At 64.2% G+C, this 23,966-nt stretch carries 29 protein-coding genes; 16 read left to right on the plus strand and 13 right to left on the minus strand.

Annotated elements, in window-relative coordinates:
- Nucleotides 1-95: 95 nt before the first annotated feature.
- Both AC56K1_RS13395 and AC56K1_RS13400 read left to right on the plus strand, forming a co-directional pair.
- Nucleotides 96-1,106, plus strand: a complete 1,011-nt coding sequence (locus AC56K1_RS13395) for an OmpA family protein (protein WP_497158331.1) — start codon at nt 96-98, stop codon at nt 1,104-1,106.
- A 109-nt stretch (nt 1,107-1,215) separates the two neighbouring features.
- Nucleotides 1,216-2,178 carry a YihY/virulence factor BrkB family protein gene (locus AC56K1_RS13400; protein ID WP_497158332.1) on the plus strand — a complete coding sequence of 321 codons (963 nt, stop codon included), beginning with the start codon at nt 1,216-1,218 and terminating at the stop codon, nt 2,176-2,178.
- Between the two features lie 60 nt (nt 2,179-2,238).
- Here the strand turns inward: AC56K1_RS13400 and AC56K1_RS13405 are convergent, their stop codons facing one another.
- The 3 genes from AC56K1_RS13405 to AC56K1_RS13415 form a co-directional block, all read right to left on the minus strand.
- The gene (locus AC56K1_RS13405; RefSeq protein WP_497158333.1) at nt 2,239-3,501 is read right to left on the minus strand and encodes an AI-2E family transporter; all 1,263 of its coding nucleotides are present in this window, start codon (nt 3,499-3,501) and stop codon (nt 2,239-2,241) included.
- A 45-nt stretch (nt 3,502-3,546) separates the two neighbouring features.
- Complete coding sequence (locus tag AC56K1_RS13410) at nt 3,547-3,861, minus strand: BON domain-containing protein (protein ID WP_497127631.1); 315 nt, start codon at nt 3,859-3,861, stop codon at nt 3,547-3,549.
- Between the two features lie 96 nt (nt 3,862-3,957).
- Nucleotides 3,958-4,506 carry a hypothetical protein gene (locus AC56K1_RS13415; protein ID WP_497158334.1) on the minus strand — a complete coding sequence of 183 codons (549 nt, stop codon included), beginning with the start codon at nt 4,504-4,506 and terminating at the stop codon, nt 3,958-3,960.
- A 217-nt stretch (nt 4,507-4,723) separates the two neighbouring features.
- On the opposite strand from AC56K1_RS13415, the gene AC56K1_RS13420 reads away from it, so the two are divergent.
- Complete coding sequence (locus tag AC56K1_RS13420) at nt 4,724-5,188, plus strand: outer membrane lipoprotein (protein WP_497158335.1); 465 nt, start codon at nt 4,724-4,726, stop codon at nt 5,186-5,188.
- A 226-nt stretch (nt 5,189-5,414) separates the two neighbouring features.
- Nucleotides 5,415-5,801 carry a hypothetical protein gene (locus tag AC56K1_RS13425; protein ID WP_497158336.1) on the plus strand — a complete coding sequence of 129 codons (387 nt, stop codon included), beginning with the start codon at nt 5,415-5,417 and terminating at the stop codon, nt 5,799-5,801.
- A 293-nt stretch (nt 5,802-6,094) separates the two neighbouring features.
- On the opposite strand, the gene AC56K1_RS13430 is transcribed toward AC56K1_RS13425, so the two are convergent.
- The 6 genes from AC56K1_RS13430 to AC56K1_RS13455 all read right to left on the minus strand — a co-directional run bounded on the left by AC56K1_RS13430 (nt 6,095) and on the right by AC56K1_RS13455 (nt 9,327).
- Nucleotides 6,095-6,475: a hypothetical protein gene (locus AC56K1_RS13430; RefSeq protein WP_497158337.1), complete on the minus strand. Its 381-nt coding sequence runs from the start codon at nt 6,473-6,475 to the stop codon at nt 6,095-6,097.
- 25 nt (nt 6,476-6,500) lie between these two features.
- Nucleotides 6,501-6,887, minus strand: a complete 387-nt coding sequence (locus AC56K1_RS13435) for a phage holin family protein (RefSeq protein WP_497158338.1) — start codon at nt 6,885-6,887, stop codon at nt 6,501-6,503.
- Nucleotides 6,888-6,905: 18 nt separating this feature from the next.
- Nucleotides 6,906-7,256, minus strand: a complete 351-nt coding sequence (locus AC56K1_RS13440; protein ID WP_497158339.1) for an ElaB/YgaM/YqjD family protein — start codon at nt 7,254-7,256, stop codon at nt 6,906-6,908.
- A 69-nt stretch (nt 7,257-7,325) separates the two neighbouring features.
- A complete protein-coding gene (locus AC56K1_RS13445) occupies nt 7,326-7,859 on the minus strand; it encodes a ferritin-like domain-containing protein (protein WP_171084320.1) in 534 nt (177 codons plus the stop codon).
- 31 nt (nt 7,860-7,890) lie between these two features.
- On the minus strand, nt 7,891-8,832 hold the full coding sequence (locus AC56K1_RS13450) for an OmpA family protein (RefSeq protein ID WP_497158340.1): 942 nt from the start codon (nt 8,830-8,832) through the stop codon (nt 7,891-7,893).
- 105 nt (nt 8,833-8,937) lie between these two features.
- On the minus strand, nt 8,938-9,327 hold the full coding sequence (locus tag AC56K1_RS13455; RefSeq protein ID WP_497158341.1) for a DUF4398 domain-containing protein: 390 nt from the start codon (nt 9,325-9,327) through the stop codon (nt 8,938-8,940).
- Nucleotides 9,328-9,558: 231 nt separating this feature from the next.
- Between AC56K1_RS13455 and AC56K1_RS13460 the strand changes: the two genes are divergently transcribed.
- The 3 genes from AC56K1_RS13460 to AC56K1_RS13470 all read left to right on the plus strand — a co-directional run bounded on the left by AC56K1_RS13460 (nt 9,559) and on the right by AC56K1_RS13470 (nt 12,317).
- Nucleotides 9,559-11,631 carry an AsmA family protein gene (locus tag AC56K1_RS13460; RefSeq protein WP_497158342.1) on the plus strand — a complete coding sequence of 691 codons (2,073 nt, stop codon included), beginning with the start codon at nt 9,559-9,561 and terminating at the stop codon, nt 11,629-11,631.
- Nucleotides 11,632-11,762: 131 nt separating this feature from the next.
- The gene (locus AC56K1_RS13465) at nt 11,763-12,074 is read left to right on the plus strand and encodes a BON domain-containing protein (RefSeq protein WP_497158343.1); all 312 of its coding nucleotides are present in this window, start codon (nt 11,763-11,765) and stop codon (nt 12,072-12,074) included.
- Between the two features lie 21 nt (nt 12,075-12,095).
- Nucleotides 12,096-12,317, plus strand: coding sequence for a YMGG-like glycine zipper-containing protein (locus AC56K1_RS13470; RefSeq protein ID WP_171084329.1), 222 nt, complete (start codon nt 12,096-12,098; stop codon nt 12,315-12,317).
- 224 nt (nt 12,318-12,541) lie between these two features.
- On the opposite strand, the gene AC56K1_RS13475 is transcribed toward AC56K1_RS13470, so the two are convergent.
- Nucleotides 12,542-13,270: a Crp/Fnr family transcriptional regulator gene (locus tag AC56K1_RS13475; protein WP_497158344.1), complete on the minus strand. Its 729-nt coding sequence runs from the start codon at nt 13,268-13,270 to the stop codon at nt 12,542-12,544.
- A gap of 213 nt (nt 13,271-13,483) precedes the next feature.
- Here AC56K1_RS13475 and AC56K1_RS13480 point away from each other — a divergent pair, with 213 nt between their 5' ends.
- The 5 genes from AC56K1_RS13480 to AC56K1_RS13500 all read left to right on the plus strand — a co-directional run bounded on the left by AC56K1_RS13480 (nt 13,484) and on the right by AC56K1_RS13500 (nt 16,261).
- Nucleotides 13,484-14,263: a glycine zipper 2TM domain-containing protein gene (locus AC56K1_RS13480; protein ID WP_497158345.1), complete on the plus strand. Its 780-nt coding sequence runs from the start codon at nt 13,484-13,486 to the stop codon at nt 14,261-14,263.
- Nucleotides 14,264-14,447: 184 nt separating this feature from the next.
- Complete coding sequence (locus tag AC56K1_RS13485) at nt 14,448-14,675, plus strand: hypothetical protein (protein WP_497158346.1); 228 nt, start codon at nt 14,448-14,450, stop codon at nt 14,673-14,675.
- A gap of 198 nt (nt 14,676-14,873) precedes the next feature.
- A complete protein-coding gene (locus AC56K1_RS13490) occupies nt 14,874-15,020 on the plus strand; it encodes a lmo0937 family membrane protein (protein WP_020652694.1) in 147 nt (48 codons plus the stop codon).
- Nucleotides 15,021-15,119: 99 nt separating this feature from the next.
- A complete protein-coding gene (locus AC56K1_RS13495; protein WP_497158347.1) occupies nt 15,120-15,788 on the plus strand; it encodes a YiaD family glycine zipper/OmpA-like lipoprotein in 669 nt (222 codons plus the stop codon).
- 281 nt (nt 15,789-16,069) lie between these two features.
- Complete coding sequence (locus tag AC56K1_RS13500) at nt 16,070-16,261, plus strand: TonB-dependent receptor domain-containing protein (RefSeq protein WP_497158348.1); 192 nt, start codon at nt 16,070-16,072, stop codon at nt 16,259-16,261.
- A 30-nt stretch (nt 16,262-16,291) separates the two neighbouring features.
- Here AC56K1_RS13500 and AC56K1_RS13505 read toward each other — a convergent pair whose 3' ends face one another.
- Nucleotides 16,292-17,128, minus strand: a complete 837-nt coding sequence (locus AC56K1_RS13505) for a branched-chain amino acid aminotransferase (protein ID WP_497158349.1) — start codon at nt 17,126-17,128, stop codon at nt 16,292-16,294.
- A gap of 128 nt (nt 17,129-17,256) precedes the next feature.
- Between AC56K1_RS13505 and AC56K1_RS13510 the strand changes: the two genes are divergently transcribed.
- Complete coding sequence (locus tag AC56K1_RS13510; RefSeq protein WP_497158350.1) at nt 17,257-19,371, plus strand: site-specific recombinase; 2,115 nt, start codon at nt 17,257-17,259, stop codon at nt 19,369-19,371.
- Nucleotides 19,368-20,756: a cardiolipin synthase gene (gene cls / locus AC56K1_RS13515; RefSeq protein WP_497158351.1), complete on the plus strand. Its 1,389-nt coding sequence runs from the start codon at nt 19,368-19,370 to the stop codon at nt 20,754-20,756. The genes AC56K1_RS13510 and cls overlap by 4 nt, the downstream gene beginning before the upstream one ends.
- A gap of 106 nt (nt 20,757-20,862) precedes the next feature.
- Here the strand turns inward: cls and AC56K1_RS13520 are convergent, their stop codons facing one another.
- Together AC56K1_RS13520 and AC56K1_RS13525 are read right to left on the minus strand one after the other, a co-directional pair.
- A complete protein-coding gene (locus AC56K1_RS13520; RefSeq protein WP_497158352.1) occupies nt 20,863-21,699 on the minus strand; it encodes a metallophosphoesterase family protein in 837 nt (278 codons plus the stop codon).
- A gap of 17 nt (nt 21,700-21,716) precedes the next feature.
- Nucleotides 21,717-22,469: a phosphatase PAP2 family protein gene (locus AC56K1_RS13525; protein ID WP_497158353.1), complete on the minus strand. Its 753-nt coding sequence runs from the start codon at nt 22,467-22,469 to the stop codon at nt 21,717-21,719.
- A 140-nt stretch (nt 22,470-22,609) separates the two neighbouring features.
- Here AC56K1_RS13525 and AC56K1_RS13530 point away from each other — a divergent pair, with 140 nt between their 5' ends.
- Together AC56K1_RS13530 and AC56K1_RS13535 are read left to right on the plus strand one after the other, a co-directional pair.
- Nucleotides 22,610-22,822 carry a hypothetical protein gene (locus AC56K1_RS13530; RefSeq protein ID WP_497127683.1) on the plus strand — a complete coding sequence of 71 codons (213 nt, stop codon included), beginning with the start codon at nt 22,610-22,612 and terminating at the stop codon, nt 22,820-22,822.
- 105 nt (nt 22,823-22,927) lie between these two features.
- A complete protein-coding gene (locus AC56K1_RS13535; protein WP_497158354.1) occupies nt 22,928-23,944 on the plus strand; it encodes a sulfate ABC transporter substrate-binding protein in 1,017 nt (338 codons plus the stop codon).
- Nucleotides 23,945-23,966 lie beyond the last annotated feature (22 nt).

Here is a 23,966-nt window from a genome sequence, read left to right on the forward strand (position 1 = left end):
CGCACGAAGGGTGCGGAACTTGCACTGTTATTCTTTATCCAACACCTGCTTTAAAGCTTGCGATGTCAACAACCTTCACCTTATGGGAGTTACCTGTGAATAATTCGAAGAAGATCGCCCTGGCCGTGGCCATCCTGTGCTCGGCTGGCACCACCATGGCGCAAGAAATCAACCCATCGTGGTACATCCAGCCGAATGTCATCCACGCCAAGCCAGACAGCGACTTTGGCGTGCGCGATCGCGATTGGGGCGCGGGCCTGAAGTTCGGCAAGGCCGTCTCGCCAATGTGGGACATCCAGTTTGGCGCCAGCCAGGTGCGCTTCGAAGACGGTGCCGCCAACTACCGCCAGACCCTGCTGGGCGCCGACGCCCTGCTGATGTTCTCGCGTGACCGCTTCCGCCCATTCGTGCTGGTCGGCCTGGGCCTCGAGCGTGACAAGGTAGAAAATCCGCTGCGCCGCGTCGGCAAGAATTCGCCTTACCTTACCGCCGGTATCGGCTTCCAGGCGTCCCTGACCCCGCAATGGTCGCTCCAGGCCGACCTGCGCAGCGTGCGCGGCCACCTGCGCGACAACGAGCAGTTCGGCTTTCATCGCAGCAACAACAAATACTTTACCCTGGGCCTGAACTACGCGTTCAACCCGCCGCCGGCAGCCGCCATCGTCACCCCGGCAGCGGCACCGGCCCCGATGGCCGAAGCCCCGGCGCCAGCGCCACAGGCCAGGTTCGAGAAAGTGACCCTGGAAGCGACCAAGCTGTTCGAGTTCGACAAGGCCGACATCATCATGCCGTCGCCGAAGCTCGACGAGATCGCTGCCGCCCTGCAGGCCGATACCAGCATCACCGACGTCGACATCACCGGCCACACTGACCGCCTGGGTTCGGAAAAGTACAACCTGAAGCTGTCGGAGCGCCGCGCCAACGCCGTGCGTGACTACCTGGTCAGCAAGGGCGTCGACGGTAACCGCCTGAAGGCCTACGGCAAGGGCGAAGCCAACCCGTTGGTCCAGTGCACCGAGAAGAACCGCAAGGCGCTGATCGACTGCCTGGAACCTAACCGCCGCGTCGAAGTCGAGCAGATCACCGTCGAGAAACGCGTGCAGTAACAACCGGCCGGCCCTGCCCGGCTAGTCTGGCCGCCTGCGGCGCTACTAGCCGGCTCGGGGCGTGCTGATACAGGGGGCTTCGGCCCCTTTTTTACTTGGAGAATGAAACATGGATGTCAAAAAGTGGCGACCGTATTCGCGTCAGCTGGTGGGCGTCCTGCGCTGCGCTGCCACCGAATGGCTGGCCCACCGCGCTGCCAGCAAGGGGGCCGCACTGGCCTTCTATACCCTGTTCTCGCTGGCGCCGATCCTGGTGCTGGTGATTGCCGTGGCCGGCCTGTTCTACGGGCATGAAGCCGCGCAGGGCCAGTTGCTCGACGAACTGCGCGGCCTGGTCGGCACCCAGGGCGCCGAGACCATCCAGGCCATCCTGGCCGGTGCGCGCAACAAGGAAGACGGCCTGTGGGCCACCATCGTGGCCGGCGCGCTGCTGCTGGTCGGCGCCACCAGTGTGTTTGCCGAACTCAAGGACAGCCTGGACGAAATCTGGGGCGTGCCGCCGCCGAAGGACGCCGGCTTCTGGGACCTGGTGCGCACCCGCCTGCTCTCCTTCGGGCTGATCCTGGTGCTGGGTTTCCTGCTGATGGTCTCGCTCGTGGTGAGCGCCGCACTGGCTGTGGTCGAGAACTATATCGGCGGCATGTGGAAGGAAGCCGCATTCATCATGGGCTGGGTTGCCCGGGCCATCAGCTTCCTGGTGATCGCCACCCTGTTCGGTGTGATCTACAAGCTGCTGCCGCGCATCAAGCTGTCCTGGCATGACGTGATCATCGGCGCGATCGGCACCGCGGCCATGTTCTCGCTGGGGAAATTCCTGATCGGGCTCTACATCGGTAACAGCGGCGCGGCGGACAGCTTCGGCGCGGCCGGGTCCTTGATTGCCCTACTGCTGTGGGTGTATTACTCGGCGCAAATCTTCTTCCTGGGCGCCGAGTTTGCGCGGCAGTATGCGCTCAAGCTGGGGAGCCTGAAGCACAAGCCGAAAGAAGAGACCGGGGATGTGCCCCGGGATGAACCGGGGAAGAAAGCGCCGGCGCGAACGGGAACGTGGAAGGACGGCCGCGCCGTGTAATGTGGGAATCGTGGCCGGGCTGACCGCACGGCCACGAAATCGTAGGGTGCGCGGAAGATCTTACTCCCCCAGCAACTCCGCCACCACTTCCATCCCTTCCACGCGCTCGGCAATCACCTTCAGCACCACCACCACGGGAATGCCCAGGAGCAGGCCCCACATCCCCCACAGCCAGCCCCAGAACAGCAGGCTGACGAACACGGCGGCCGGGTTCATCTTGGCGATCTTGCCTGTCATCCAGGTAGTGACGACCATGCCGACGAGGGTCGCGATGCCCAGCGACGAGCCGGCCACCAGGATCACCATGCGTAGCGACTCGAACTGGAAGAAGGCGACGGCGCCGGTGGCCATGGTGATCAGGAGCGGCCCGAAATACGGGATGACATGGGCCACGCCGGCAAAGGCGGCCCAGGCGCCGGCGTTTTCCAGGCCGATGGCGCGCAGCGCCGCCCAGGTCAGCAGCGCCAGCAGGATATTCGTCACCAGCAGCATGAACATGTAGTTCTGGATCGAGGTATTGATGTCGTCCAGGATGTGGACCGTGACTTTCTTGCGGGTGAGCGAGGGGCCGGTCAGCTTGACCAGCTTGCGCTTGAAGGTGTCGCCTGCCAGCAGCAGGAAGAACACCAGGAAGATCACCATGGTGGCCTGCGACAGGAAGGTCGCCAGGCTGACCGAACCGGCCAGCACCCAGTCCATGACGCGGATGCCCGGTGCGCCGGCGCCCGGTACCGCAGGCACGGCCTGGGTACGCTTCTGAATCGCGCGGCGCGGCTCGCCGCCGCCGGCATTCGAGGCGGCGCGTTCGATCTCGGCGGCGGCGGCCTGCACCTGCTGGATGGTCGAGCGCTCTCCGGGGGTGCTGCTGCTGGTCAGGATGCGCGTGACCTTGTGCGTGAGCGTCGGCAGCTCGTCAATGATGTTGAAGAACTCGTCCTGCAAACGGTATAGGGTGCCGCCCATGGCGCCGAGGATGAGCACGGTCACGAGGGTCGCGCCGATGGCGCGCTTGATATGCCAGCGCTCGAGCCAGCGTACGACCGGATTGAGGGTGTAGGCGATGAAGATGCCAAGCAGGAGCGGCACGAAGAATTTCTGTGCCCACTGCAGTGCAAAGATGGAAGCAATGGTGGCGAGGATGCCGAGCGAGAGTCCGCGTGCATTGACGTGGATCGGCAGCCGCAGGCCGCCCACGTGCATGGTGAGCTCGTCGCCTGCAGGGCCGGGTTCGGCGCCGGGCCCGTTGGGGGCCGGCGCCACCGGGGCGGTATTGTCAGGCGCTATCGAGGCAGGTTGTGCCGGTTCGGTTGGTGCAAGCTGCATGGATGGTGCCTTGACAATGGAGCCGGGCCGCCCCGGCTCAGTACATTACTTGACGCGGATGTCGTTCTTCACCGAGGTTACACCTTTCACGCCGCGTGCGATTTCCACCGCGCGCTGGGCATCGCCTGGCTGGGCAACGAAGCCCGACAGCTGGACGTCGCCTTTGAAGGTCTCGACGTTGATTTCGGTGGCCTTGACGGTTGGGTCTGCAGCGAAGGCAGCCTTCACCTTGGTGGTGATGACTGCATCATCGACATACTCGCCGGCGCTGGTGCTGGTCGGGGTCGAAGCGCAGCCAACCGAGGTGATGGCGATGACGGCAGCGAAGGAAGCGGTGACGAGGCGTTGTGCAATTTTCATGATAGCTCCTGGATAAAAGTGGTCAAACTACGGGTAAAACTACTAAAACGAGCCCAAACGGGCAGTGTGGGCGGTGCCGGCACGCCGGCCCGCTGATTATTTCCGGAACGCGGTCTTGGCAGCGCTGACGCACTGGTCCTTGACTGCTCCGGCATAGGCGTCGCATTTTTCAATCGCGACGCGGTACTCGGCGGCGAGCTTGTCTTCGCGTGCATCGAGGCGCGCTTCGATGCTCTTGCGGTCGGCCTTGGCGTCGGCCTGCGCAGCGACCAGGGTGGCCTTGGCCTGCTCCATGCAGACGTCGCGGTCGTTGCCGGTCACGGCAGCACAGCGCACCTTGTCGCGGTCGAAGTTGGCCGACGCAATCTTCATGCGGGCCTGGGTATAAGCCGACAGGGTGTTCTTGTAGGCGGCCTCGGCTTCTTCATCGATGCGCACCCGGGCAGCCTTGGCTTCGGCCATGCACAGGTCGTGCGGGTTGCCGGCGATCAGGTCGCAGCGGGCGCGGGCGCCCTTGTAATTGGCTTCTGCCGTTGCGCGCGCTTGTTCGTAGGTGGCCTTCGGATCCGGCACAGCCTGGGCCAGCGCCGTGTTCGCCCAGGCAAGCGCTGTACCGACCAGCAGGAAAGCATGGGTTGTTTTCATTTTTTATTCTCCATTTGTCAACACGCTAAGGACGTTTTACACGCGCTGCGGCAGGTCTTCTGTTCGCTGCCGAACACATGAGCATTTACACAACAATTGCTTGATTAAAGTCGATTTGTTCAACTAACAAAACGTAGAGTAAGGACGGTTAGGCAACGCACAGACCCCGGCTGTAGCAATCATTATTCTGAACTCACACTTTTGTCAGGAGAACAACATGAAAGCGACCCGTACCTTTGCTGTTGCCGTACTTGCGACCTCGGCACTGCTCACCGGCTGTGCCAGCACCTCGTCGCAGCCTTACAACGACGGCTACAACTCCGGCTACAACAACAATGTGTCGATGGGCTATGGCACGATCGAATCGATCCAGGTAACCCAAGGCGCCAACCGCACCAGCGGCGCCGGCGCAATCCTGGGCGGCGTGGTCGGCGCACTGGCCGGCAACCAGGTCGGTAGCGGTAGCGGCCGTACGGCTGCCACCGTCGCAGGCGGCGTGGCCGGCGCGGCGATCGGCAACAACGTCGAGCGCAACCGCAGTGCCAACGGCGGCCAGGAGAACTACCAGATCAACGTACGCATGGATAACGGCGAATACCGCGCCGTCACCCAGGACAGCGTGTACGACCTGCGCGTCGGCAACCGCGTGCGCATCGTCGACGGCCGCGTCTACCGCTATTGATCAGTTAGTTCGGGTACGGGGGAGCGGCGCGAGCATGCGCCCTTCCCGCTAACCCTGCTGCTGGCCCCGCCGGTTTGATGCCGCGCGGGCGCCACAGCCTTCCTCAGGCATCAGCCCGGCAGGAAGTCCCGTTGTCGCCGTGCCGGTCCTGGACTCGCTGCCGGCAAGCCACTGGCCGCGCTACCCTGGCCACCCCGGTGCCAGATCATCCTCCCTGGAGGCAAGCATGCGATATCTCACTCCCCTATTCCGTGGCGCCTGCGCCTGCCTGCTCGGCACGGCCCTGTTCGCCCACGCGCAGACGCAAACCCCGACGCAACCACAGATGCAGACGCAGGGCGACACTCTGGTCGAACCCGTTGCAGCCAGCCAGCAGGCGCGTGAAATCGCGCAAGGCGACCCGGCCCGCTGGTACCGCGAAGACGCGACCAGCCAAGCCAGGTTGCGCACCCTGCAGAAAGAAATAGGCGCAGCGCTGCAGGAGGCGAAGAATGCCTGCAAGCGGGTGCCGGCTGCCGAGCGCAGTGCCTGTTTGCGGCAAGCGCGTGCGATGTATCAGCGCGATATGGTGCAGGCCAAGGAGCGTGTGGGTGGCCAGGAGCAGACGCCTTAAAGCGTCCGCAGCACTAGCTGACGCCTGAATTGCCGCACACTGCAGGGCGGGCGCCATTCCGGGCATTGGCCGAAATTACCTGCCCACGCGGTCAACAATGCGTAGACCGTGCAAACCGGTTGCGCGGTTGATCGCAAGCCGGTTGGACGCGTGGACAGGATCTGCCCACGCTACGGGTCGGCGGCACAGCACGGCTCCCGAAGACGCAAAAAAACGGCGCCCATTACATGCGACGCCGCTCAAGCCCCACCATATCGATATCAAGGCGATGTCGTCTCGCCCTTCGGTATCGGTTAACCCGCGCGCTGCTGGCGGCGCTTGTTCAGGTAATACCCGATCGCGCCCAGCACCAGGGCGGCGCCGGCGGCTTGCTTGCCCATGCGGCGCTGGCGGATGAAATTGAACGCTGCCATACCGTAAGGCATCAGTGCCGACACGCTGGTGCCGGTCGGCCGCAGCAAGGCGTCGGCACGTACCCGAAGCGCCGAGGTGGCGTGGTCGAGCACGCCGTGCAGCATGACCTCGGGATGCGCCGCGTGGCGGATCTGCGCCTTGGCGTAGGCGACGTTGCTGCGGAAGTACTCGCCCTCGCGCAACAGTTCCTGCTTGCGGATCGCCGGATCAGTGCTGTGCTTGTGACCGGCCAGTCCGGTTTTTTCGTCATGATTGTGCATGGGTTCCCCTCCTTCGTGGCGCCGCTTAACGCAGCATATCGCGGTCGTTCTTGAGTTCTTTCATTGTGGCCGGCAAAGCAAGCTTGCCCTGCTTGATCAGCGCCAGGCCCTTGGCCACCAGCACGCCGGTAATGACGAGGAACACAAGGAACATGATCAGGAGGATCTTCCAGCCCATTTCGTCCCAGGCCAGCGCGACGATGGTCGCGGTGCCGTAGGCGATGGCGAACCAGATGGCGAGCAATGCCGCCCCGAAGATGGCAATCAGTTCGATGACGTGGTTGCGCACATCGGCCAACTCGAGCGATGCCAGTTCGACCCGCGACACGACCAGGCCGAACAAGCTCTTCATCAGGCTGGAGATCCCGCCCATGAGGCCGGGGTTATGCAGGACGGTATCGTCATTTTGCATGGCGGTCCCCGGCGGCGCTTATTGCTTACGGCTCAGCAGGACGCCGAGCAGCACGCCCACGCCGGCTGCGACCGCCATGGTGCGCCATGGGTTGTCCTTGACGTAGACATCGGCTTCGTGGGCCAGCTCGCGGCCCTTTTCCATCGCCTGGCCCTGGTAGTGGCCGGCACGGCCAAGTGCGCGGTCGAGCATTTCCATGCCGCGCTCGCGCAGCTCGTCTGCCTTCACCCCCGTCAGCGAGGCGGCGGCGGTCAGCATCGACTGGGCGTCGCGAACCAGCGCCTTGACGTCCGACTGGGCGTCCCCCAGGTTGCTGTCGAAGGATTGGGCGTGGGCTTGGGATTTGATGGTGCGGGTGGTGTCGTACATGGTTAACTCCGTTGTTATTGATTGATGAGTGAAATAGGTCCCCCGGCCCAGGGCCGGGGTGTCGCAGCGTCAGGCCAGCAGGTCGGACATATCGTCGGCATGTTCTTCTTCAACGGCCATGATGTCGACCAGCATGGCGCGGGTGGTCGGATCCTTGTCGCCGATCGCGAGGATCATCTGGCGGTAGGATTCGATCGCCACGCGCTCGGCGATCAGGTCGGCGCGGATCATGGCCTGCACGTCTTCCGAATCGTCGTACTCCGCGTGGCTGCGCGCGGTGAGCGTGGCCGGGTTGAAATTCGGCGAGCCGTTGAGCTGCACGATGCGTTCGGCGATACGGTCGGCATGGTCCTGCTCCTGCTGTGCGTGCTCGAGGAATTCGGCCTTGATGTGGCCGGTGTTCGGGCCGCTGACCGTGTAGTAGTGGCGCTTGTAGCGCAGCACGCACAGCAGTTCGGTCGCGAGCGCGTCGTTGAGCATGGCGATGACGGCTTCGCGGTCGGCCTGGTAACCCTCGGTGACGGCGCCGTCATCGAGGTTGGCCGCCGCGCGGCGGATCGCCGCGATGTCGAAGCCATGCGCCAGGTGTTTCGTGTCTTCCATGATATTTCCTTATCTCTTCAATGTGCCGGCTTCAGCGTGCGCCCGCGCGTGGCGGAATCTGCGCGCCTTCGTTCGACAGCACGATCTCGACACGGCGGTTGCGCTGGCGGTTGCTGGCCGTATCGTTGGCGGCGACCGGGAACGCTTCGCCATAGGCCTTCATGGCGATGCGGTCACGTGGCACGCCCATTCCGCCCAGGGCAGAGGCCACGGCCTCGGCACGGCGCTGCGACAGCTCCTGGTTGTACGAGGAGCTGCCGACGCTGTCCGTAAACCCTTCGACCAGCACGGTGCGATTCGGGTTCTGTGCCATGACGTCGGCGAGCTTGCGCAGGGTCGACATTCCGTTCGGGGTCAGGCTGGCCTGGTTGGTGGCGAACAGCACGTCGCCGATGGTCACGACATAGCCGCGCTCGGTCTTGACGGCCTGCAGCTCGACCAGGATGGCCTCTAACATGGCGGCGCGCTGCTGCAGTGCGGCGTTCTGCTCTTGCGTCGCGGCGGCCTGCTGCTGAGCGGCCTGGGCCTGTTGCTGGGCCGACTGGGCCTGCATCTGTGCCTGGGCGGCCTGCGCCTGGGCGGCTTCGGCTTCGCGCTTGGCGCGGTCGGCTTCGAGAGTGCGCGCTTCCAGGCGCATTTCGGTGCGCTGGCGCGAGGCGTCCGCGATGTTCGCTTCCGCCGACTTGCCCTTGGCCACTTCCATGGCAGTGGCGATGCGCTGCTTGGCCACATAGGCCAGGCGGTCGACATCGCTCAGGCTTTCGCGGCGGGCGGCCGCGGCATTGGCCTGGTCGAGCGCGTCGGTGGCCTGCTTGAACTCGAGCGGCGCATATTGCGACACATATGGGTTGTTATTGGCGGCAACGAAATCAGCGCGCGCCTGGTCCAGGGTTGGCGTGCTCATCGGGGCGGTAGCGCAGGCTGCGGCGAGCACGGCGGCGGCCAGCAGCGACATCGTGGAACGGGTTTTCATGTGCTTGTCCTTTTTTCCTGGGCGCCGCGGGTTGCGGCGATCGGTGGATGGAACTTCTTCTTCTTACGCGCCGCCGCGAGCTCGCCGCGGCAACTTCCTTGAGGCTTATTTCTGCGACGAATTGGCGCGGTCGACTTCCTGCTGCAGCACGCGCAGGTCTTCGTTCAGCGCATTGGCCGCGGCGTTGGACTTGGCCGAATTGGCCTTGCTCTGCGCCAGCTTGGCGTCGGCCTGGGCCTGGATCGCCAGTTCGCGCGCCAGCTTGTAGTCCTTGGCGGCGAGCGCCTGGTTGGCGCGCATCATCTTGTCGCGGGCCAGGTTGATCTCTTCCGGCGCCAGCTCGGCAGCGCCCGCCGATACGGCGTTCTCGACTGCATTGCGCGATACGGCCACGTCGGCGGTGGCCGGGGCCTTCTGCGGGCTGGCGCAGCCGGCCAGGACCAGCAGGGCAAGGGTGGCGGCTGCCAGTGGGGTCATCGGGTGTTGCTGTTTCATCGCGTTCCTCCTGTGATGAGTCGGGTACTGCATGCGGATTGAAGTTCTATGGTTGAGACAATGTCCTTGATAACGTTATAAACCTGTTATCGTCGGCCTTCGGTTCGCTGCCGCACATTGTCCATGCCATGCGTGCCTGCTCAATGGTAGAGCGTTAGGCAGCGCACATTGCCCGCGAGGGGCTTTGCGCTAAGCTGGATTGAACCACTACGACATAATGGAAGGACCGCCATGGCCGAGACCCACACGCCGGCGGCGCAGGGCCGGCCTCCGGCGCGCCGCAAGTCGAACAAGAAACTCCTGCTGAGCATCCTCGGCATCCTGGTGGCGCTCCCCATCATCGCCATCGTCATCATCCTGACCTTCGACTGGAACCGCGCGCGCCCATGGATCAACGCCAAGGTGAGCGACGCCATCGACCGCCCCTTCGCCATCCGCGGCAACCTGAACGTGGAATGGGAGCGGCCCGCCAAGACCATGCTGCCCGAAGAGCGCACCTGGCGCGACCACATCCCCTGGCCACATTTGATCGCCAACGATGTCCACGTCGGCAATCCGGCCGGCCTGCCGACGCAGGACATGGCCAGCGTGCGCCAGTTCTCGTTCTCGCTCAATCCCTTCGGCCTGCTCCACCGCACCATCGGCATCCCGCTGCTGCGCTTCGACGGCCCGCGCGTGGACCTGCTGCGCACCGATCGCGAGCGCAATAACTGGACCTTCAAGCGCAACGAGGAGAAATCGCGCTGGAACCTCGACCTCGAGCGCGTGGTGCTGACCGAGGGTGTGGTGCACATCAAGGATGCGGTGACGAAGTCGGACGTCACGGCGCTGGTGCGCACGCTCGACAAGGACAAGCGCTACGGGGTCGGCTGGACGCTCGACGGCACCTATAACGGCGCCAAGGTGGTGGGCGGCGGCAAGGCCGGGGCGGTGCTCTCGCTCAAGCAGCAGAGCACGCCTTTTCCGGTGCAGGCCGAGATGCGCTCCGGCCGCACCCGCATCGCACTCGAAGGCACGGTCACGCGCCCGTCGAAGCTGGCGGCGATCGACCTGAAACTGGAACTGGCCGGCGCGAGCATGGACCAGCTCTACAACTTCACCGGCGTCGTGCTCCCGACCACCGGGCCGTTTTCGACCTCGGGCCGGCTGACCGGTACGCTCGGCGAGGACCGCAGCCGCTGGGTCTACGATGGTTTCAAGGGCAAGGTCGGCTCGAGCGACATCGGCGGGCGCCTCGAATACGCCACCGGGTCACCGCGGCCCAAGCTCTCGGGCAACGTGCGCTCGAAGCAACTGGTGTTCACCGACCTGGCGCCGCTGATCGGCGCCGATTCCAACGCCGCCAAGAAAGAGCGCAATGCCAACGTGGTGCAGCCCAGCGGCAAGGTGCTGCCGGTCGAGGAATTCAAGACCGAGCGCTGGAACAAGCTCGATGCCGACGTGCGCTATGCGGCCGAGCGCATCATCCGCGATACCGCCTTCCCGATCAGCAAGCTGTCGACCCACCTGAAAATGGAGAACGCGGTGCTGACCCTTGCGCCGCTGGAATTCGCCATGGCCGGCGGCACGGTGCGCTCGAACATCCGGCTCGACGGCCGCGGGCGCGAAGGTCCGAAGGCAATCAAGGCCCAGGCCAAGGTGGCGGCGCGCAACATCGAGATCGCCAAGCTGTTCCCCAAGATCGAGCAGATGAAGGCCACAGTCGGCAATATCGACGGCGAAGCCAACCTGACGGCGCAGGGCAATTCGGTGGCGAGCCTGCTGGCCGGCTCCAACGGTGAACTCAAGACCCTGATCAGCAAGGGGCAAGTGAGCAAGATGCTGCTCGAGATGATGGGCCTGAACGTGGCCAACATCGTGATCACCAAGCTGTTCGGCGACAAGCAGGTACAGCTCAACTGCATGGCCACCGATTTCGCGGTAGTCAACGGCATTGCGCGCACCCGCACCTTCGTCGTCGATACCCAGGAAGCCCTGATCACGGTGACCGGCGCGATCAACCTGGCCGACGAGCAGATGGACCTGCGCATCGACCCGAAGACCAAGGCCGTACGCATATTCTCGCTGCGCTCGCCGTTGTATGTGCGCGGCCCCTTCAGCAACCCCGACGTGTCGATCGACAAGGGCGTGCTGGCCATGAAGGCCGGCGGCGCCGCCCTGCTGGCCGCGGTGGCCGCGCCGATCGCCGCAATCATCCCCCTCATCAATACGGGTCCGGGCGAGAGCACCGACTGCGCCCGCCTGCTGGCCGTGGCCCGCGAAAAGCCACAGGCCCCGCCACCGGGCAAGGTGCAGCGCCGCTGACGCGCTTCTCGCCCTCGATGGATGGTTTTATTGAGGGCGAGAAAAGTTTGCTGGACTGTTACTTGTCGAACAGACCAGCTCGACTGAAAACAATATCCTGCATACATGGACTCGACAAACACCCTGGCAGCATGAAGCGACTTGGAAGCATCACCGCCCTGCTGGCCATGCTGGCCCTGGGCCAGGTCGCAGGGTGTGCGATGTCAGGCAGCGTTGGACCGGCGGCACAAACCGTCGACGACGCCACCATCACCGCAGGTGTCAAGGCCGCCATCGTGCGCGATCCGGCACTGACGGTGACCGAGATCGGTGTCGAGACCGAGCAGGGCGTAGTACAGCTGAGTGGCTTCGTAAGCTCGGCGGATAGCGTGGCGGCCGCGGCATCGGTTGCCCGGACCGTTAAAGGCGTGAAATCGGTCAGGAATGACCTGCGCTTGAAATAACCCACCATTTAGGAGATTACTATGAAAACCATCAAACAACTGATCGTTACCGCATCGCTGGCGACCGTGGCCCTGGGCCTGACCGGCTGCGCCGGCATGTCGCAGCAGGACAAGAACACCGCCATCGGCGCCGGCGCCGGCGCGGTGGTCGGCGGCGTGCTGACCGGTGGCAGCCCAGTGGGCACCGTTGGCGGCGCAGCTGTCGGCGGCGTGATCGGCAACCAGGTCAACAAGACCAACTAAGCAGTACCCAAGAGCGACACGAGAAAGCCCGGCTAGCCGGGCTTTCTTGTTTTCGCAGATTCGCATTGTTGTCTGGAGAACTGCCGCAATCCGTAGGGTAGGCAAGCGTCCAAATCACGCATGCGTCCCGGTGGGCTTGCGTGATAAAAACGCATGCGCTTTTTCAAACGCATGCGTCGCGATACCTCATCCGGCTGACCGCATAGGCAAGGAACTTGCCCACCCTACATGAAACTCAACGCAGGCTGCGCGCCCGCCTCCTTCACGATCGCGTAGCAGGTACACGAGGCCGCTGCCAGCCCCTCCGGATCGAGGATCTCGATATTCCCCCGGCTATAGATGATCAACCCCTGCTGCTGCAAGGCGCTGGCCGCCTTGGTCACGCCAACCCGCCGCACTCCCAGCGCGTGCGCCAGGAATTCATGCGTGAGGTGGAACTTGTCCGACTGCAGCCGGTCGCGCGTGATGAGCAAGGAGCGCGCCAGCCGCGCTTCCAGCACGTGGAAGCGGCTGCACACGGCGATCTGGATCGCCTGCGCCAGCTGGGTGTCGGTATAGCGGTACAGCACCCGCTGCAGCGCAGCGTTGCGCGCGACTTCGGTGCGAAATCGCACGCTGTCCATGCGGCTGGCACTGCCGGCACGCTGCACGACGGCGCGTACCTGCGTGGTGTCGTGCCCCAGCGCGACGGTGGCGCCGACCATGCCTTCGCGTCCGACCAGGCCGACTTCGAGCGTCATGCGGCCCTCGGCCACGCCCATCAGGGAAATCAGGCAGTCGTGGGGAAAATAGATATAGTGCAGCGGGTCACCCGCTTCGCACAGCACTTCGCCGACTTCAACCTTCACGGGGTCGAGCAGCGGCAGTACTTGCGCCAGTTCCTGCGGCGGCAGCGCAGCCAGCAGCAGGTTGCTGTTGTGCTCGACGATCTGCGGCGGTACGGCAAAATTCATTGGATCCTCGGAGTGGGACTGCATGTGCAAACCGTTGATCGGTGTGTTGGATACATTTGCAAACAATTTTAGTCAGCGTAACCGTGCCCCTGCGCGCGAGTATGTACGGTGACGCACGGAACCCCCTGTTGTTCCTGAGGACAATCGAGCAATGAACAGGCCGCCCGGCGCTTGCACTCCGGGCCCACACAAGATGAACCCGAAAGGACGCACATGAACACCTCCCCCAACCCTCACGCACGGGGCCGCCTCCACCCCATGATGATCCTGGCCGCGCTTGCGGTGCTGCTGTTCTGTCTGGTCGGCACGGCGGCGATCCTTGGCTGGATCCCGTCCTCGATCGGCGGCACCTCCGAGCGCCAGCTGAGCGACGCCGACCGCCTGGCCCTGGCCTCGACCCTGCCGCAGGGCGCCCAGCCGGCGCCTGGCCTGGTCGTGGCCGCGCCAAGCCAGCAGCTGGCACAGGGCTATGTGCAGGCCCAGCCTGCCCCATCGAACTACCAGCCGCAGGCCTATGCGCCGGCGCCGGCCTACCCTGCAGCCCAGGCACTGGCAGCTGCGCCCGCCCCGGCCCCGGTGCGCGTGTATGACGAGCCGGCCAGCAGGCCGGCGAAGCAAGCCGTCCAGGTGGCAGCCGCCGACAACGGCCGCAACTGGTGCTCGAACTGCGGCAACGTGGAATCGGTCCGCGCCATCAAGCACCGCGCACAAGGCAGCGGCTTGGGCGCGGCGGGCGGCGCCGTGCTGGGCGGCCTGCTGGGCAACCAGGTCGGCAGCGGTTCGGGCCGCACCATTGCCACCGCGGCCGGCGCCATCGGCGGCGCTGTCGTCGGCAACCAGGTCGAAGGCAACATGAAGGCCACCACCAGCTACGAGATCCGGGTGCGCCTGGATGACGGCAAGGTGCGCACCTTCAACCAGAGCAACCCGCCGGCATGGCGCAGCGGCGACCGCGTCAAGATCGTCAAGGGCCGCCTGCGCTCGGTTGCCTGATCCAGGTCGCGTCAGAGAAATAAGGCCGGGTTTCCGCAAGGAGCCCGGCCTTTATTACTTTTGAATAATTTTCTGAAATGCAATGTGCGCCATCGCACGGAACTATTGCTGAGCTAACCCGACAATGGAAACACGCGAACAATGCGTACGGTGCAGACAATAACCATTCAAAGGGGAACGCATCATGAACAGCATGGCGTGGATCGGCATCATTATCTGGGGCATGGTCGTGGCAGGTTTCGGGCTGCTGTCGGCACCCCCTCCAAGTGACATACCGTCGGGCTCGCTGCAGCCGCACGATGTCGTTTTCCTGGTAGCGGGAGGATGCGTCACCTGCCTGATCGGCTTCACCGGCCTGCTCGGCTTCATGGGCTGGATTCCGGGCTTGAACAAGGACAAGCGCTGCGCCTAGAGCCCCTGATCAAACCCCGGGGGCAAGGCAGCGTCGAGACAGTACGCCAGTACGGCGAGACGATGCAACGCGGTCATCGGGGAACTATTAGTTTCTCCTAAATTTGTAGTGCGTTCGCCATCGAACAGAGGCCATCAGTAAGCCTCGCCATACTGGAATCACGGCGCCAAAGCGCGTAATTCGAGTGAGGACACAATCATGCTTTACACAATCGCTGTCATTCTGATCGTCCTGTGGCTGCTCGGCCTGGTGACCTCGTACACCATCGGCGGCTTCATCCACATCCTGCTGGTCGTCGCCGTGATCATGATCCTGGTGCGCCTGATCAGCGGACGGGGCATATAGCCCTTGCCACAATTTCGTACTATCCGATCCGTTTCGCAGTCGCGCCCTGGCGGGTGCGATTCCGAAACGGATTTTTGCTTGTTTCGTAAGGAGAACATCATGCATACCAAACTCACCAAATCGGCGATTGCCGCCACCATCGTCCTCATGACCGCCACCGGTTGCGCCGACATGAGCCCCACCCAGCGCGGCACCGCACAGGGCGCCGGCATCGGCGCAGGCCTGGGCGCCATCCTGGGCGCCACTACCAGCGGCGGCGGCGGCGGCCGTGCCACTCGCGGCGCCGTGATCGGCGGCGCCCTTGGCGCGGTCGCCGGCAACGTCTGGTCCAAGCGCATGGAGCAGCAGAAGCAGGCCATGGAACAGGCCACCCGCGGCACCGGCGTCCAGGTCAGCCAGACCTCCGACAACCGCCTGAAGCTCGAGATCCCGAGCGACGTCTCGTTCGACACCGGCCGCTCGGACATCAAGTCCAACTTCCAGCCTGTGCTCGACCGCTTCGCCTCCACGCTGCAGGAAAACCCGGCCACCCTTGTTACCATCATCGGCCACACCGACAGCACCGGCACCCCGGACATCAACCAGCCGCTGTCGGTCGACCGCGCGGCGCGCACCCGCGACTACCTGTCCAACCGCGGCGTGAACCCGAACCGCATCACGATCGAAGGCCGCGGCGAGCGCGAGCCGATCGCCTCGAACAGCGATGCGTCGAACCGCGCGCGCAACCGCCGTGTCGAGATCTATGTTGCGGAGCGCGGCCAGGGTTAAGCACACCGTTCCCGCCCGTCTGCATCAAAGGCCGGCCTTGCCGGTAATGCCGTTCAGTCAAGCTAGTTTCTTGACCTTTCGGACGGCATAGCGCTGTGGCGTTGCCTTGACGGCCCGGTCGCATTTGCGACCGGGCCGTTCGTCTTTCAGGAGGCTGACCAGCCTTTCCCGGAGGTGCTTCATCGAGGCAGGCAATTTGCCGTAGGACCTGGTGACGCCAGCCCAGTGCAGTTCGAACTGAATCATCGGCAGCCTGGCCGGCGGCGACATCGGCCTGGCCTTTGGTCGCCTGCCGCTACGACAAGTACCCGACTGAATCGAGCTTCGTGCCGAAGGTTGGCGCCAAGTTCATCGTCAGCGACAAGCTGACCTTCCGTTCGTCCTGCGCCGAAGGCTTCCGCGCCCCGGCCCTGTCGCAGATCGCCGAAGGCGGCGTGCAGTCGTTCTCGACCGTCGTCGACACCAGCCGATAAACCCCCCTACGGAGCCCGGCAACGCTGCGATTAACTCGCTTTGGTGAACGCCAGGTACAATTCCCGCGCACGGCGCGCCACCGGCCCCGCGTCCATCGTATGTTCTTCGAACCGCGTGCACGGCGTCACCTTGCCGTAATTCCCGGTGCTGAAAATTTCGCGCGCCGTCAAGAGTTCTTCCGGCTTCACGATGCGCTCTTCCACCGTCACGCCCTCTTGCGCCAGCAGCGCAATCACACGCGACCGCGTGATCCCGGCCAGGAAGCTGCCATTGAGCTTCGGCGTCACCACCGCGCCATCTGCCGCCACGATGAACAGGTTGGACGACGCGAATTCCGCCACATTGCCATCGGCATCGAGCACGATCGCCTGGTCGAAGCCGCGCGCCTTGGCTTCGCGCATGGCGCGGGTCGAGTTGGCGTACAGGGCCGAGGCCTTGGCGTCGGTCGGGGCCATGGTCGGCTGCGGGCGCAGCAGGGTCGACAGGCAGGCGGAGAAGCCGGCAAACGGCGGCAGCGGCGCATCGAACAGCGTCAAGGCGAACTGGCTGGCCTCGGGGACGGGAATCAGGAAACCGTCGGTGCCGAACACCAGCGGGCGGATATACAGTTCGGCATCAAGCGGGAATTTGGCCACGCCTTCGCGCACCAGCGCTTCCATCTCGTCGGCACTCAGGGGGCAGCGCAGGCCAAGCTTTTCAGCGGACGTGATGACGCGTTCCAGGTGCGGGCGCAGGTCCGGCAGCTTGCCGGCCATGGCACGGGCGCCGTCGAATACCGACGAGCCAAGCCAAAGGCTGTGGTCCATCGCGCCATAGAGCGGAACGTTACCCTCGTTCCAGTTGCCGTTGAAGTAAGTCAGGTACATGGGTTCCCCAAAAGTTCGCGTATTGCACAGCGCACCAGTGTAACCGAGAGGCCAATCCATTGTTCGGTGGCGTACAAAGTTTCATTGATGAGTCGCGTACACTAGGGCTTTCTCGGCCAACATTGCCTATGCTCGACATTCTCGAACGGATCGATCCCGACAGCGAACGTATTGACCTGCTGGTCGACCTGGTCGATTGCCTGCGCCCGCGTCACCGCTGGGTGTGGCAAACACCGGACGATCCTGCCCAGGCCGTGCGTACGCTGACCCAGCTGCTCAAGGGTAATCCGGAACAGGCCTGGTCGCTGCGCCACTACATCACGGTGCTGCTCGAGAAGCGCCGCCATACAAGCCTGTACAGCGACATCGGTATCCTGTCCAACGACGGCTTCGTCACCGAACTCAAACGCCGCATCACCTACCGCTTCCTGCCGCCGGCGCTCAACGACCTCTACCTGTCGGACGCGCTCAACCAGGTCCTGTACGCGGAGAACGACTACGAGTGGATCCGCGCGGTGCCCAACGCCGACTGGATGGAACTGTTCGACGTCATCGCCGACGCCCCGCCCCCGCTGGACGCAACGCCCGACCGCGCGCGCCACGTCACCGTGGTGGGCATTTTAGACGCGATCCGCACCCTGTCCTGCCGCGTCTGCGCCCTGGGCCTGGAGCCGCGCCTGGTGCACAGCTACAGCGAGATCGAAGACTTCGACTCGCCCTTCCTGATGCAGAACATCGAGGTCAACCACTACCTCGACGAATACGGGCGCTTCCTCGACGGCAAATGCAGCGAGCCCGAGCCGGCGCGCCACCTTTTGGTCATGCTGGACCAGTGCGAAGACGTGGTGCTCAAGATCCGGCGCGGCGCGCAAAGCAGCGGCACCAGCGTGGCGCTGACCTACCTGCTGGTAGCACTACAGCAGAGCATCGACCGCCTGCACAAGCTGCTCTACCTGGTGGACGTCAGCGGCGCGCTGCCCTCCGCCCCGACCGTGGACCTGGACGCAGTGGCCAGCACGGTCGCTACGGCCGACGGCGCAGTGGCCAGCGACCGGCGCCTGGCGGCGATTGCGCTGGCCGAAGAACTGATCGAAGCCCACAACACCAAGTACCAGGTGCGCGGCCTGATGCGCGCGAATGTCGACCTGCTGGCGCGCAACGTCACCGAAAACGCCAGCCGCACCGGCGAGCACTACATCGCCGAAACCCGGCGCGACCTGCGCCACATGTTTACGGCTGCCGCCGGCGCCGGCTTCATCGTCGGCTTCATGGCGATGTTCAAGATCATGCTGGGCTACCTGCGCACCGCGCCGCTGGTCGAGGCCTTCCTGTTCAGCATGAATTATTCGCTGGGCTTCATCCTGATCTACGTGCTGCACTTCACGGTGGCGACCAAGCAGCCGGCCATGACGGCCCAGCACATCGCCGCCTCGCTGCACAATGCCGAGAACGGGCGCGGGATCGACGTCGACAGCCTCGCCATCCTGGTCAACAAGGTGTTCCGTACCCAGATCGTGGCCGTGCTCGGGAACGTGGCGCTGGCCTTCCCGGTGGCCTGGGCCATCGCGGTAGGCTACAAGGCCATCAGCGGCCAGCACATGGTCGACCCGGCCAAGGCCCATCACCTGCTGGCGGACATCGATCCCCTCCATGGCCCGGCGCTGTTCTACGCGGCCATCGCCGGCATCTGGCTGTTCGTGGCCGGCCTGATCTCGGGCTACTACGACAACAAGGCGCTCTATACCCGCATCGGCCAGCGCGTGCGCCAGCTGCGCCGGCTGCGCCGCCTGCTCGGCGAGGCGCGCCTGGGGCGCTTCGCCGACTATGTCGAGGACAACCTCGGCGGCCTGATGGGTAATTTCTTCTTCGGCTTCATGCTCGGCATGACCGGCACCATCGGCTACCTGCTGGGCCTGCCGCTCGACATCCGCCACGTGACCTTCTCGACGGCCAATTTCGCCACCGCCCTGGTCGGCCTGGAGTACCAGCTGCCGGTCGACGCCATGCTCAATGCGGCGGCCGGGGTGGCGCTGATCGGCACCGTCAACCTGATCGTCAGCTTCGGGCTGGCGCTGTGGGTGGCCATGCGCGCCCGCAAGATCCGCTTCAAGCGCGGCATCCTGCTGGTGCAGGCCCTGGGGCGGCGCCTGCTGGCCGCACCGCTCGACTTTTTCCTCGGTCCAAAAGACCTTCCTCAAAGTATCGAACAACGCAGCGAACTCATCGTGAGGGACACGAAATGAACAACCTACGCCCGGCCAGAATGCTTGCCTTCCTCGCCTTCGTCTGCGCCCTTGCTTCGTGCAAGTCGCTGCCCGATGCCGAATCCCTGCCGGACGCGCCCATCAAGCGCACGCCCACGCTGGCGACCCAGCGCGGCATGCTCGACGCCAAGCAGGCTTCGCAGCTGCTGTCCAAGCGCTGGTCGAACGCGACGGCCGACCTCAAGCAGCTCGCCGTGCTCGAGGAACAGGCCACCGGCGCCCCGCTCATCCCCGGCAACAAGGTGACCTTGCTGTTCGACGGCCCGGCCACCATGCGCGACATGATGAATGCGGCGCGCGAGGCGAAAAGCTCGATCAACCTGGAAACCTATATCTTCGACCAGGACCCGGTCGGCCTCGAATTCGCCGAGGTCCTGATCGAGAAGCAGCGCCAGGGCGTGGTGGTCAACATCATGGCCGACGGCGTCGGCACCCTGGCCACGCCGAAGGAGTTCTTCGAGCGCCTGCGCGCGGCCGGCATCAATGTCCTGATCTTCAACCCGGTCGATCCCACCAAGCGTCCCGGCAACTGGCAGCTGAACAACCGCGACCACCGCAAGATCATGATCGTCGACGGCAAGGTCGGCTTCACCGGCGGCATCAACATCAGCGAGACCTATGCCAACAGCTCGCTGTTCCGTTCGAAGAAGAAGGCCAGCACGGCCGACAGCAAGAAGGTAGGCTGGCGCGACACCCATATCCGCATCGAGGGCCCGGCCGTGGCCACGCTGCAGTGGGCCTTCATCGACAACTGGGTGCGCCAGGATGGGGGCGAGCTGCCCCAGGTCGACTACTTCCCGCGCCTGGCCCCGATCGGCGACAAGATGCTGCGCGTGCTGGCCACGACCCCGGACCGCGATTCGGAAATCTACAAGTCCCTGATGATCGCGATGAACGAGGCGAAAAAATCGATCCACATCACCTCGGCCTATTTCGTGCCGGACCAGCAGATCGTCGACGCCCTTATCGCGGCGGCGAAACGCGGCGTGGACGTCAAGCTGGTGCTGCCGGGCGTGTCGGACCACGACCTGATCAAGTACGCCGGCCAGGCCTTCTACGACCAGCTCCTGGCGGGCGGCGTGAAGATCTTCCAGCTGCAGGTGGCGGTGCTGCATGCGAAGACCGCGGTGATCGACGGCATCTGGTCGACCATCGGCTCGGCGAATATCGACCGCCGCAGCTTCATCCACAACTATGAGTTGAACGTGGTGGTGCTCGACCCGGCCTTCGGGCAGGATATGGAGAGTGCGTTCAATGAGGATTTGCGCGACTCGAAAGAGATCACGCTGGAGCAGTGGAAGCACCGGCCGTGGAAGGACCGCTTGCGCGAGTGGATGGGGCGCCTGGCCGAGTACTGGATCTAGTCCGGGACTCGTAGCGTGGGCGGGTAATTTCGGGCAATGTCCGGAATGACGCCCACGCGGTCAACCAACGCATGCACGTCGAAACCTGCGTTTGCCCGCCGGCGCGCTACAACCCCGCCGCCATCAATCCATCGTTATGCGCCGTCCACACATTCCCGCTGCGCAGGAATTTGTCGGTATCCACCAGCTCGAAATGACCGTGCACCGAATCCCACCCGTAGCGGTCGATCTCCACCTTCTCCGATTCCACCCGTACCACGTTGAATGAATTCACCTCCCCACGCCCGCGGGTCGAAGTTGCCGTGCCGGCCTGGATCACCAGCGCCGCATACTCGCTGATCTGGTAGCGCTCTGCCGTGCTGCCCGCGTGGCTGGCGTGCATGTGTCCGCCCATCAGGATGTCCACGCCGCTTTCCGCAAACGCCTTCATCGCCCGCGGCGCCCGGTCCACCAGGTCCTGATCCGCGAAGTGGTCGGGAAGATCGAAGGGGTGGTGCCCCACCACGATGCGCGTGACCGAGGCCGCCACCCCGGCCAGCTGCTGCCGGATCACGGCCAGCTGCTCGCGGCTCACCCGGCCATCCTTGATGGTCAGCGAGCGCGCCGTATTCACGCCCACCACCGCAATCTCATCGTCGATATACACCGGGTCGAGGTCGTCGGTGATGTAGCGCTTGTAGCGCGCGAGGGGTTTGACGAAGCGGCGGAACACGTTGTACAGCGAAATGTCATGGTTGCCCGGCACGATGATCTGCGGCCCGGGCAAGGTGTCCAGGTAGGCCCGCGCTTCCTCGAACTGCTCGGCCTTGGCGCGCTGGGTCAGGTCGCCCGAGACCACCAGCACGTCCGGGTCGATCCGCTCGATGAGCGTGCGCAAGGGGTCGAGCAGGGTGTGGTCGACGCGTCCGAAATGCAGGTCCGACAGGTGTACGAGTGTGCGCATCCGTTTTCCTCAATGGTTCAAATATCCTGGGGCTCGACCGGCTCCCCTTCGCGCCGTGCCCGCGCGCGGCAGCGCCGGTTGAAGGTGGCGGCGCAGGCGACGCAGATCGCCAGCCAGCCGCAGCCCTCGGCGGCGGCGGCCAGCACGTCGGACAGATAATGGACTCCAAGATACATCCTTGAGAACGCGACCGTCGCCACGATGAGCAGCGCCAGCACGAAAGGCAGCACCCTGCCCGCCCAGCTGCGCGCGTGGCGCGATGCGTAGCAGGCGATGAAGCCGTACAGCACGGTGGCCGCCATCGTATGCCCGCTGGGGAAGCTGTAGGTACTCAGTTCCAGCAGGGGCTCGGCGAAATGGGGGCGCGCGCGCTCGAAGGTGTGCTTCAGCACCACGTTCAGCACCAGCCCGCCCGGGACGGCACTGGCCAGCGCAATCACCCAGTAACGATGGCCGCGCCGGACCAGCCAGATGCCGGCAATGAGCGCCAGCACCAGGATGCCCGGCGTGCTGTGCACGTGCGTCACCGCCATCAGGAACTGGCGCGGGCCGCCATTGGCGCGGGCATGTGCGTGCAGCCAGTTGGCCACTTCCGCATCTAACTGGGTGATGGGCGCGCCGGCGACGACGGCGCCGGCAAGCTGGGCGAAAACGGCAGTGGCGATGACCAGCATCGCGATGCCGAGGGTCAGGTGCAGGCCGTATTCGCCTTCGGGCGAGAAGCGGTCGGCGGCGAAGCGTTGAAGTCGGAGGCGGAGTTTGGTCGGCATAAGCCTCGATATAGAGCCAGTTTGCGAAAAAACTACAGAAATAAATTTTTACTGTACATCCGAACAGTAACTGTGGATTCATACAGTAGCTGTGCTATTCTTTAGTTACTCCAACGAATTTAATAAAAGGAAAACGCAACATGACCACTCTGAACAGCTCCTTCGGCCTGGAATATGCCCCTGTCCCTTTTATGCTGCGCATTGGCCAGCGTGAACTCCTGATCACCCGCGACTTCCGCAAGCGCTTCTATGCGGTGAACCCGGTCATTGAATGCGATACCGGCATCGAAGCTGGCCATGTGGAAATCCTTCTGTTCCGCCGGTGGTTGCTGATCCTGTCGAAGGCGCACTAAGCGGCAAGATTCAAAAAACGAGTATTGTTAAGCGAATAAATTCGTTCCTTCAGGGGGAACTGAGCCGTAGTCTACAGGTTCCAAACTGCCCTCTGAAAGAACGACATGCTCCGCAAAACTTTCCTGCACTCGCTGGCCGCAACTGCGCTGCTGGCACCGTTGCTTGCTGCACACCCAGCCTTTGCCGCGGACGTCACCCTGCTCAACGTGTCCTACGACCCGACCCGTGAGCTCTACCAGGATGTCGACGCCGCTTTTGCCCGCCACTGGAAAGCCAGGACCGGCGACAGCGTCACGGTCAAGCAATCTCACGGCGGCTCGGGCAAGCAGGCGCGCGCCGTGATCGACGGCCTGCCGGCCGACGTGGTCACCCTGGCGCTGGCCTACGACATCGACGCCATCAGCGAAAAAGGTCTGATCGCGCAAAACTGGCAACAGCGCCTGGCGCACCGCAGCGCGCCCTACACCTCGACCATCGTGTTCCTGGTCCGCAAGGGCAACCCGAAGGGCATCCGCGACTGGGCCGACCTGGTCAAGCCGGGCGTCGCCGTCATCACGCCGAACCCGAAGACTTCCGGCGGCGCCCGCTGGAACCACCTCGCGGCCTACGGTTATGCCCTGCGCAGGCCGGGCGGCTCGCCCGCCACCGCCAAGGATTTCCTGGGCAAACTGTACAAGAACGTGCCGGTGCTCGATTCGGGCGCCCGCGGCGCCACCACCACGTTTGTGGAGCGCGGCATCGGCGACGTGTTGCTGGCCTGGGAAAACGAAGCCCTGCTCGCCCTGCGCGAACTGGGTCCGGGCAAGTTCGAGATCGTGGCGCCTTCGATCAGCATCCTGGCCGAGCCGCCGGTGGCCGTGGTCGACAAGACCGTGGACAAGCGCGGCACCCGTCCGGTGGCGCAGGCTTACCTCGAGTTCCTGTACAGCGACGAGGGACAGGAGATCGTTGCCAAGAACTACTACCGCCCGGTGGTCGAGCGCTTCGCCAGGAAGTACGCGTCGCAATTCCCGAACATCAAGCTGTTCCCGATCACCGAACTTGGTGGCTGGACGCAGGCGCAGAAGGCCCACTTCGCGGATGGCGGGCTGTTTGACCAGATTTACGCGCCCGGGAAGTAAGGACCTAGACAGGATCGCAAAC

The sequence above is a fragment of the Telluria sp. ZB4P37 genome (genome assembly GCF_059685855.1).

Excerpts from the sequence above, each read along its gene's own strand:
- AC56K1_RS13405 (WP_497158333.1), bottom strand. The coding sequence starts at position 3,501 with ATGCAGCTTGCACCAACCGAACCGGCACAACCTGCCTCGATAGCGCCT.
- AC56K1_RS13520 (WP_497158352.1), bottom strand. The coding sequence starts at position 21,699 with ATGCGCACACTCGTACACCTGTCGGACCTGCATTTCGGACGCGTCGAC.
- AC56K1_RS13495 (WP_497158347.1), top strand. The coding sequence starts at position 15,120 with ATGCATACCAAACTCACCAAATCGGCGATTGCCGCCACCATCGTCCTC.
- AC56K1_RS13510 (WP_497158350.1), top strand. The coding sequence starts at position 17,257 with ATGCTCGACATTCTCGAACGGATCGATCCCGACAGCGAACGTATTGAC.
- AC56K1_RS13490 (WP_020652694.1), top strand. The coding sequence starts at position 14,874 with ATGCTTTACACAATCGCTGTCATTCTGATCGTCCTGTGGCTGCTCGGC.
- AC56K1_RS13450 (WP_497158340.1), bottom strand. The coding sequence starts at position 8,832 with ATGAAAACCCGTTCCACGATGTCGCTGCTGGCCGCCGCCGTGCTCGCC.
- AC56K1_RS13485 (WP_497158346.1), top strand. The coding sequence starts at position 14,448 with ATGAACAGCATGGCGTGGATCGGCATCATTATCTGGGGCATGGTCGTG.
- AC56K1_RS13420 (WP_497158335.1), top strand. The coding sequence starts at position 4,724 with ATGAAAGCGACCCGTACCTTTGCTGTTGCCGTACTTGCGACCTCGGCA.
- AC56K1_RS13530 (WP_497127683.1), top strand. The coding sequence starts at position 22,610 with ATGACCACTCTGAACAGCTCCTTCGGCCTGGAATATGCCCCTGTCCCT.
- AC56K1_RS13470 (WP_171084329.1), top strand. The coding sequence starts at position 12,096 with ATGAAAACCATCAAACAACTGATCGTTACCGCATCGCTGGCGACCGTG.
- AC56K1_RS13400 (WP_497158332.1), top strand. The coding sequence starts at position 1,216 with ATGGATGTCAAAAAGTGGCGACCGTATTCGCGTCAGCTGGTGGGCGTC.
- AC56K1_RS13455 (WP_497158341.1), bottom strand. The coding sequence starts at position 9,327 with ATGAAACAGCAACACCCGATGACCCCACTGGCAGCCGCCACCCTTGCC.
- AC56K1_RS13535 (WP_497158354.1), top strand. The coding sequence starts at position 22,928 with ATGCTCCGCAAAACTTTCCTGCACTCGCTGGCCGCAACTGCGCTGCTG.
- AC56K1_RS13460 (WP_497158342.1), top strand. The coding sequence starts at position 9,559 with ATGGCCGAGACCCACACGCCGGCGGCGCAGGGCCGGCCTCCGGCGCGC.
- AC56K1_RS13475 (WP_497158344.1), bottom strand. The coding sequence starts at position 13,270 with ATGAATTTTGCCGTACCGCCGCAGATCGTCGAGCACAACAGCAACCTG.
- AC56K1_RS13445 (WP_171084320.1), bottom strand. The coding sequence starts at position 7,859 with ATGGAAGACACGAAACACCTGGCGCATGGCTTCGACATCGCGGCGATC.
- AC56K1_RS13415 (WP_497158334.1), bottom strand. The coding sequence starts at position 4,506 with ATGAAAACAACCCATGCTTTCCTGCTGGTCGGTACAGCGCTTGCCTGG.
- AC56K1_RS13465 (WP_497158343.1), top strand. The coding sequence starts at position 11,763 with ATGAAGCGACTTGGAAGCATCACCGCCCTGCTGGCCATGCTGGCCCTG.
- cls (WP_497158351.1), top strand. The coding sequence starts at position 19,368 with ATGAACAACCTACGCCCGGCCAGAATGCTTGCCTTCCTCGCCTTCGTC.
- AC56K1_RS13440 (WP_497158339.1), bottom strand. The coding sequence starts at position 7,256 with ATGTACGACACCACCCGCACCATCAAATCCCAAGCCCACGCCCAATCC.
- AC56K1_RS13430 (WP_497158337.1), bottom strand. The coding sequence starts at position 6,475 with ATGCACAATCATGACGAAAAAACCGGACTGGCCGGTCACAAGCACAGC.
- AC56K1_RS13505 (WP_497158349.1), bottom strand. The coding sequence starts at position 17,128 with ATGTACCTGACTTACTTCAACGGCAACTGGAACGAGGGTAACGTTCCG.
- AC56K1_RS13480 (WP_497158345.1), top strand. The coding sequence starts at position 13,484 with ATGAACACCTCCCCCAACCCTCACGCACGGGGCCGCCTCCACCCCATG.
- AC56K1_RS13525 (WP_497158353.1), bottom strand. The coding sequence starts at position 22,469 with ATGCCGACCAAACTCCGCCTCCGACTTCAACGCTTCGCCGCCGACCGC.
- AC56K1_RS13410 (WP_497127631.1), bottom strand. The coding sequence starts at position 3,861 with ATGAAAATTGCACAACGCCTCGTCACCGCTTCCTTCGCTGCCGTCATC.
- AC56K1_RS13435 (WP_497158338.1), bottom strand. The coding sequence starts at position 6,887 with ATGCAAAATGACGATACCGTCCTGCATAACCCCGGCCTCATGGGCGGG.
- AC56K1_RS13425 (WP_497158336.1), top strand. The coding sequence starts at position 5,415 with ATGCGATATCTCACTCCCCTATTCCGTGGCGCCTGCGCCTGCCTGCTC.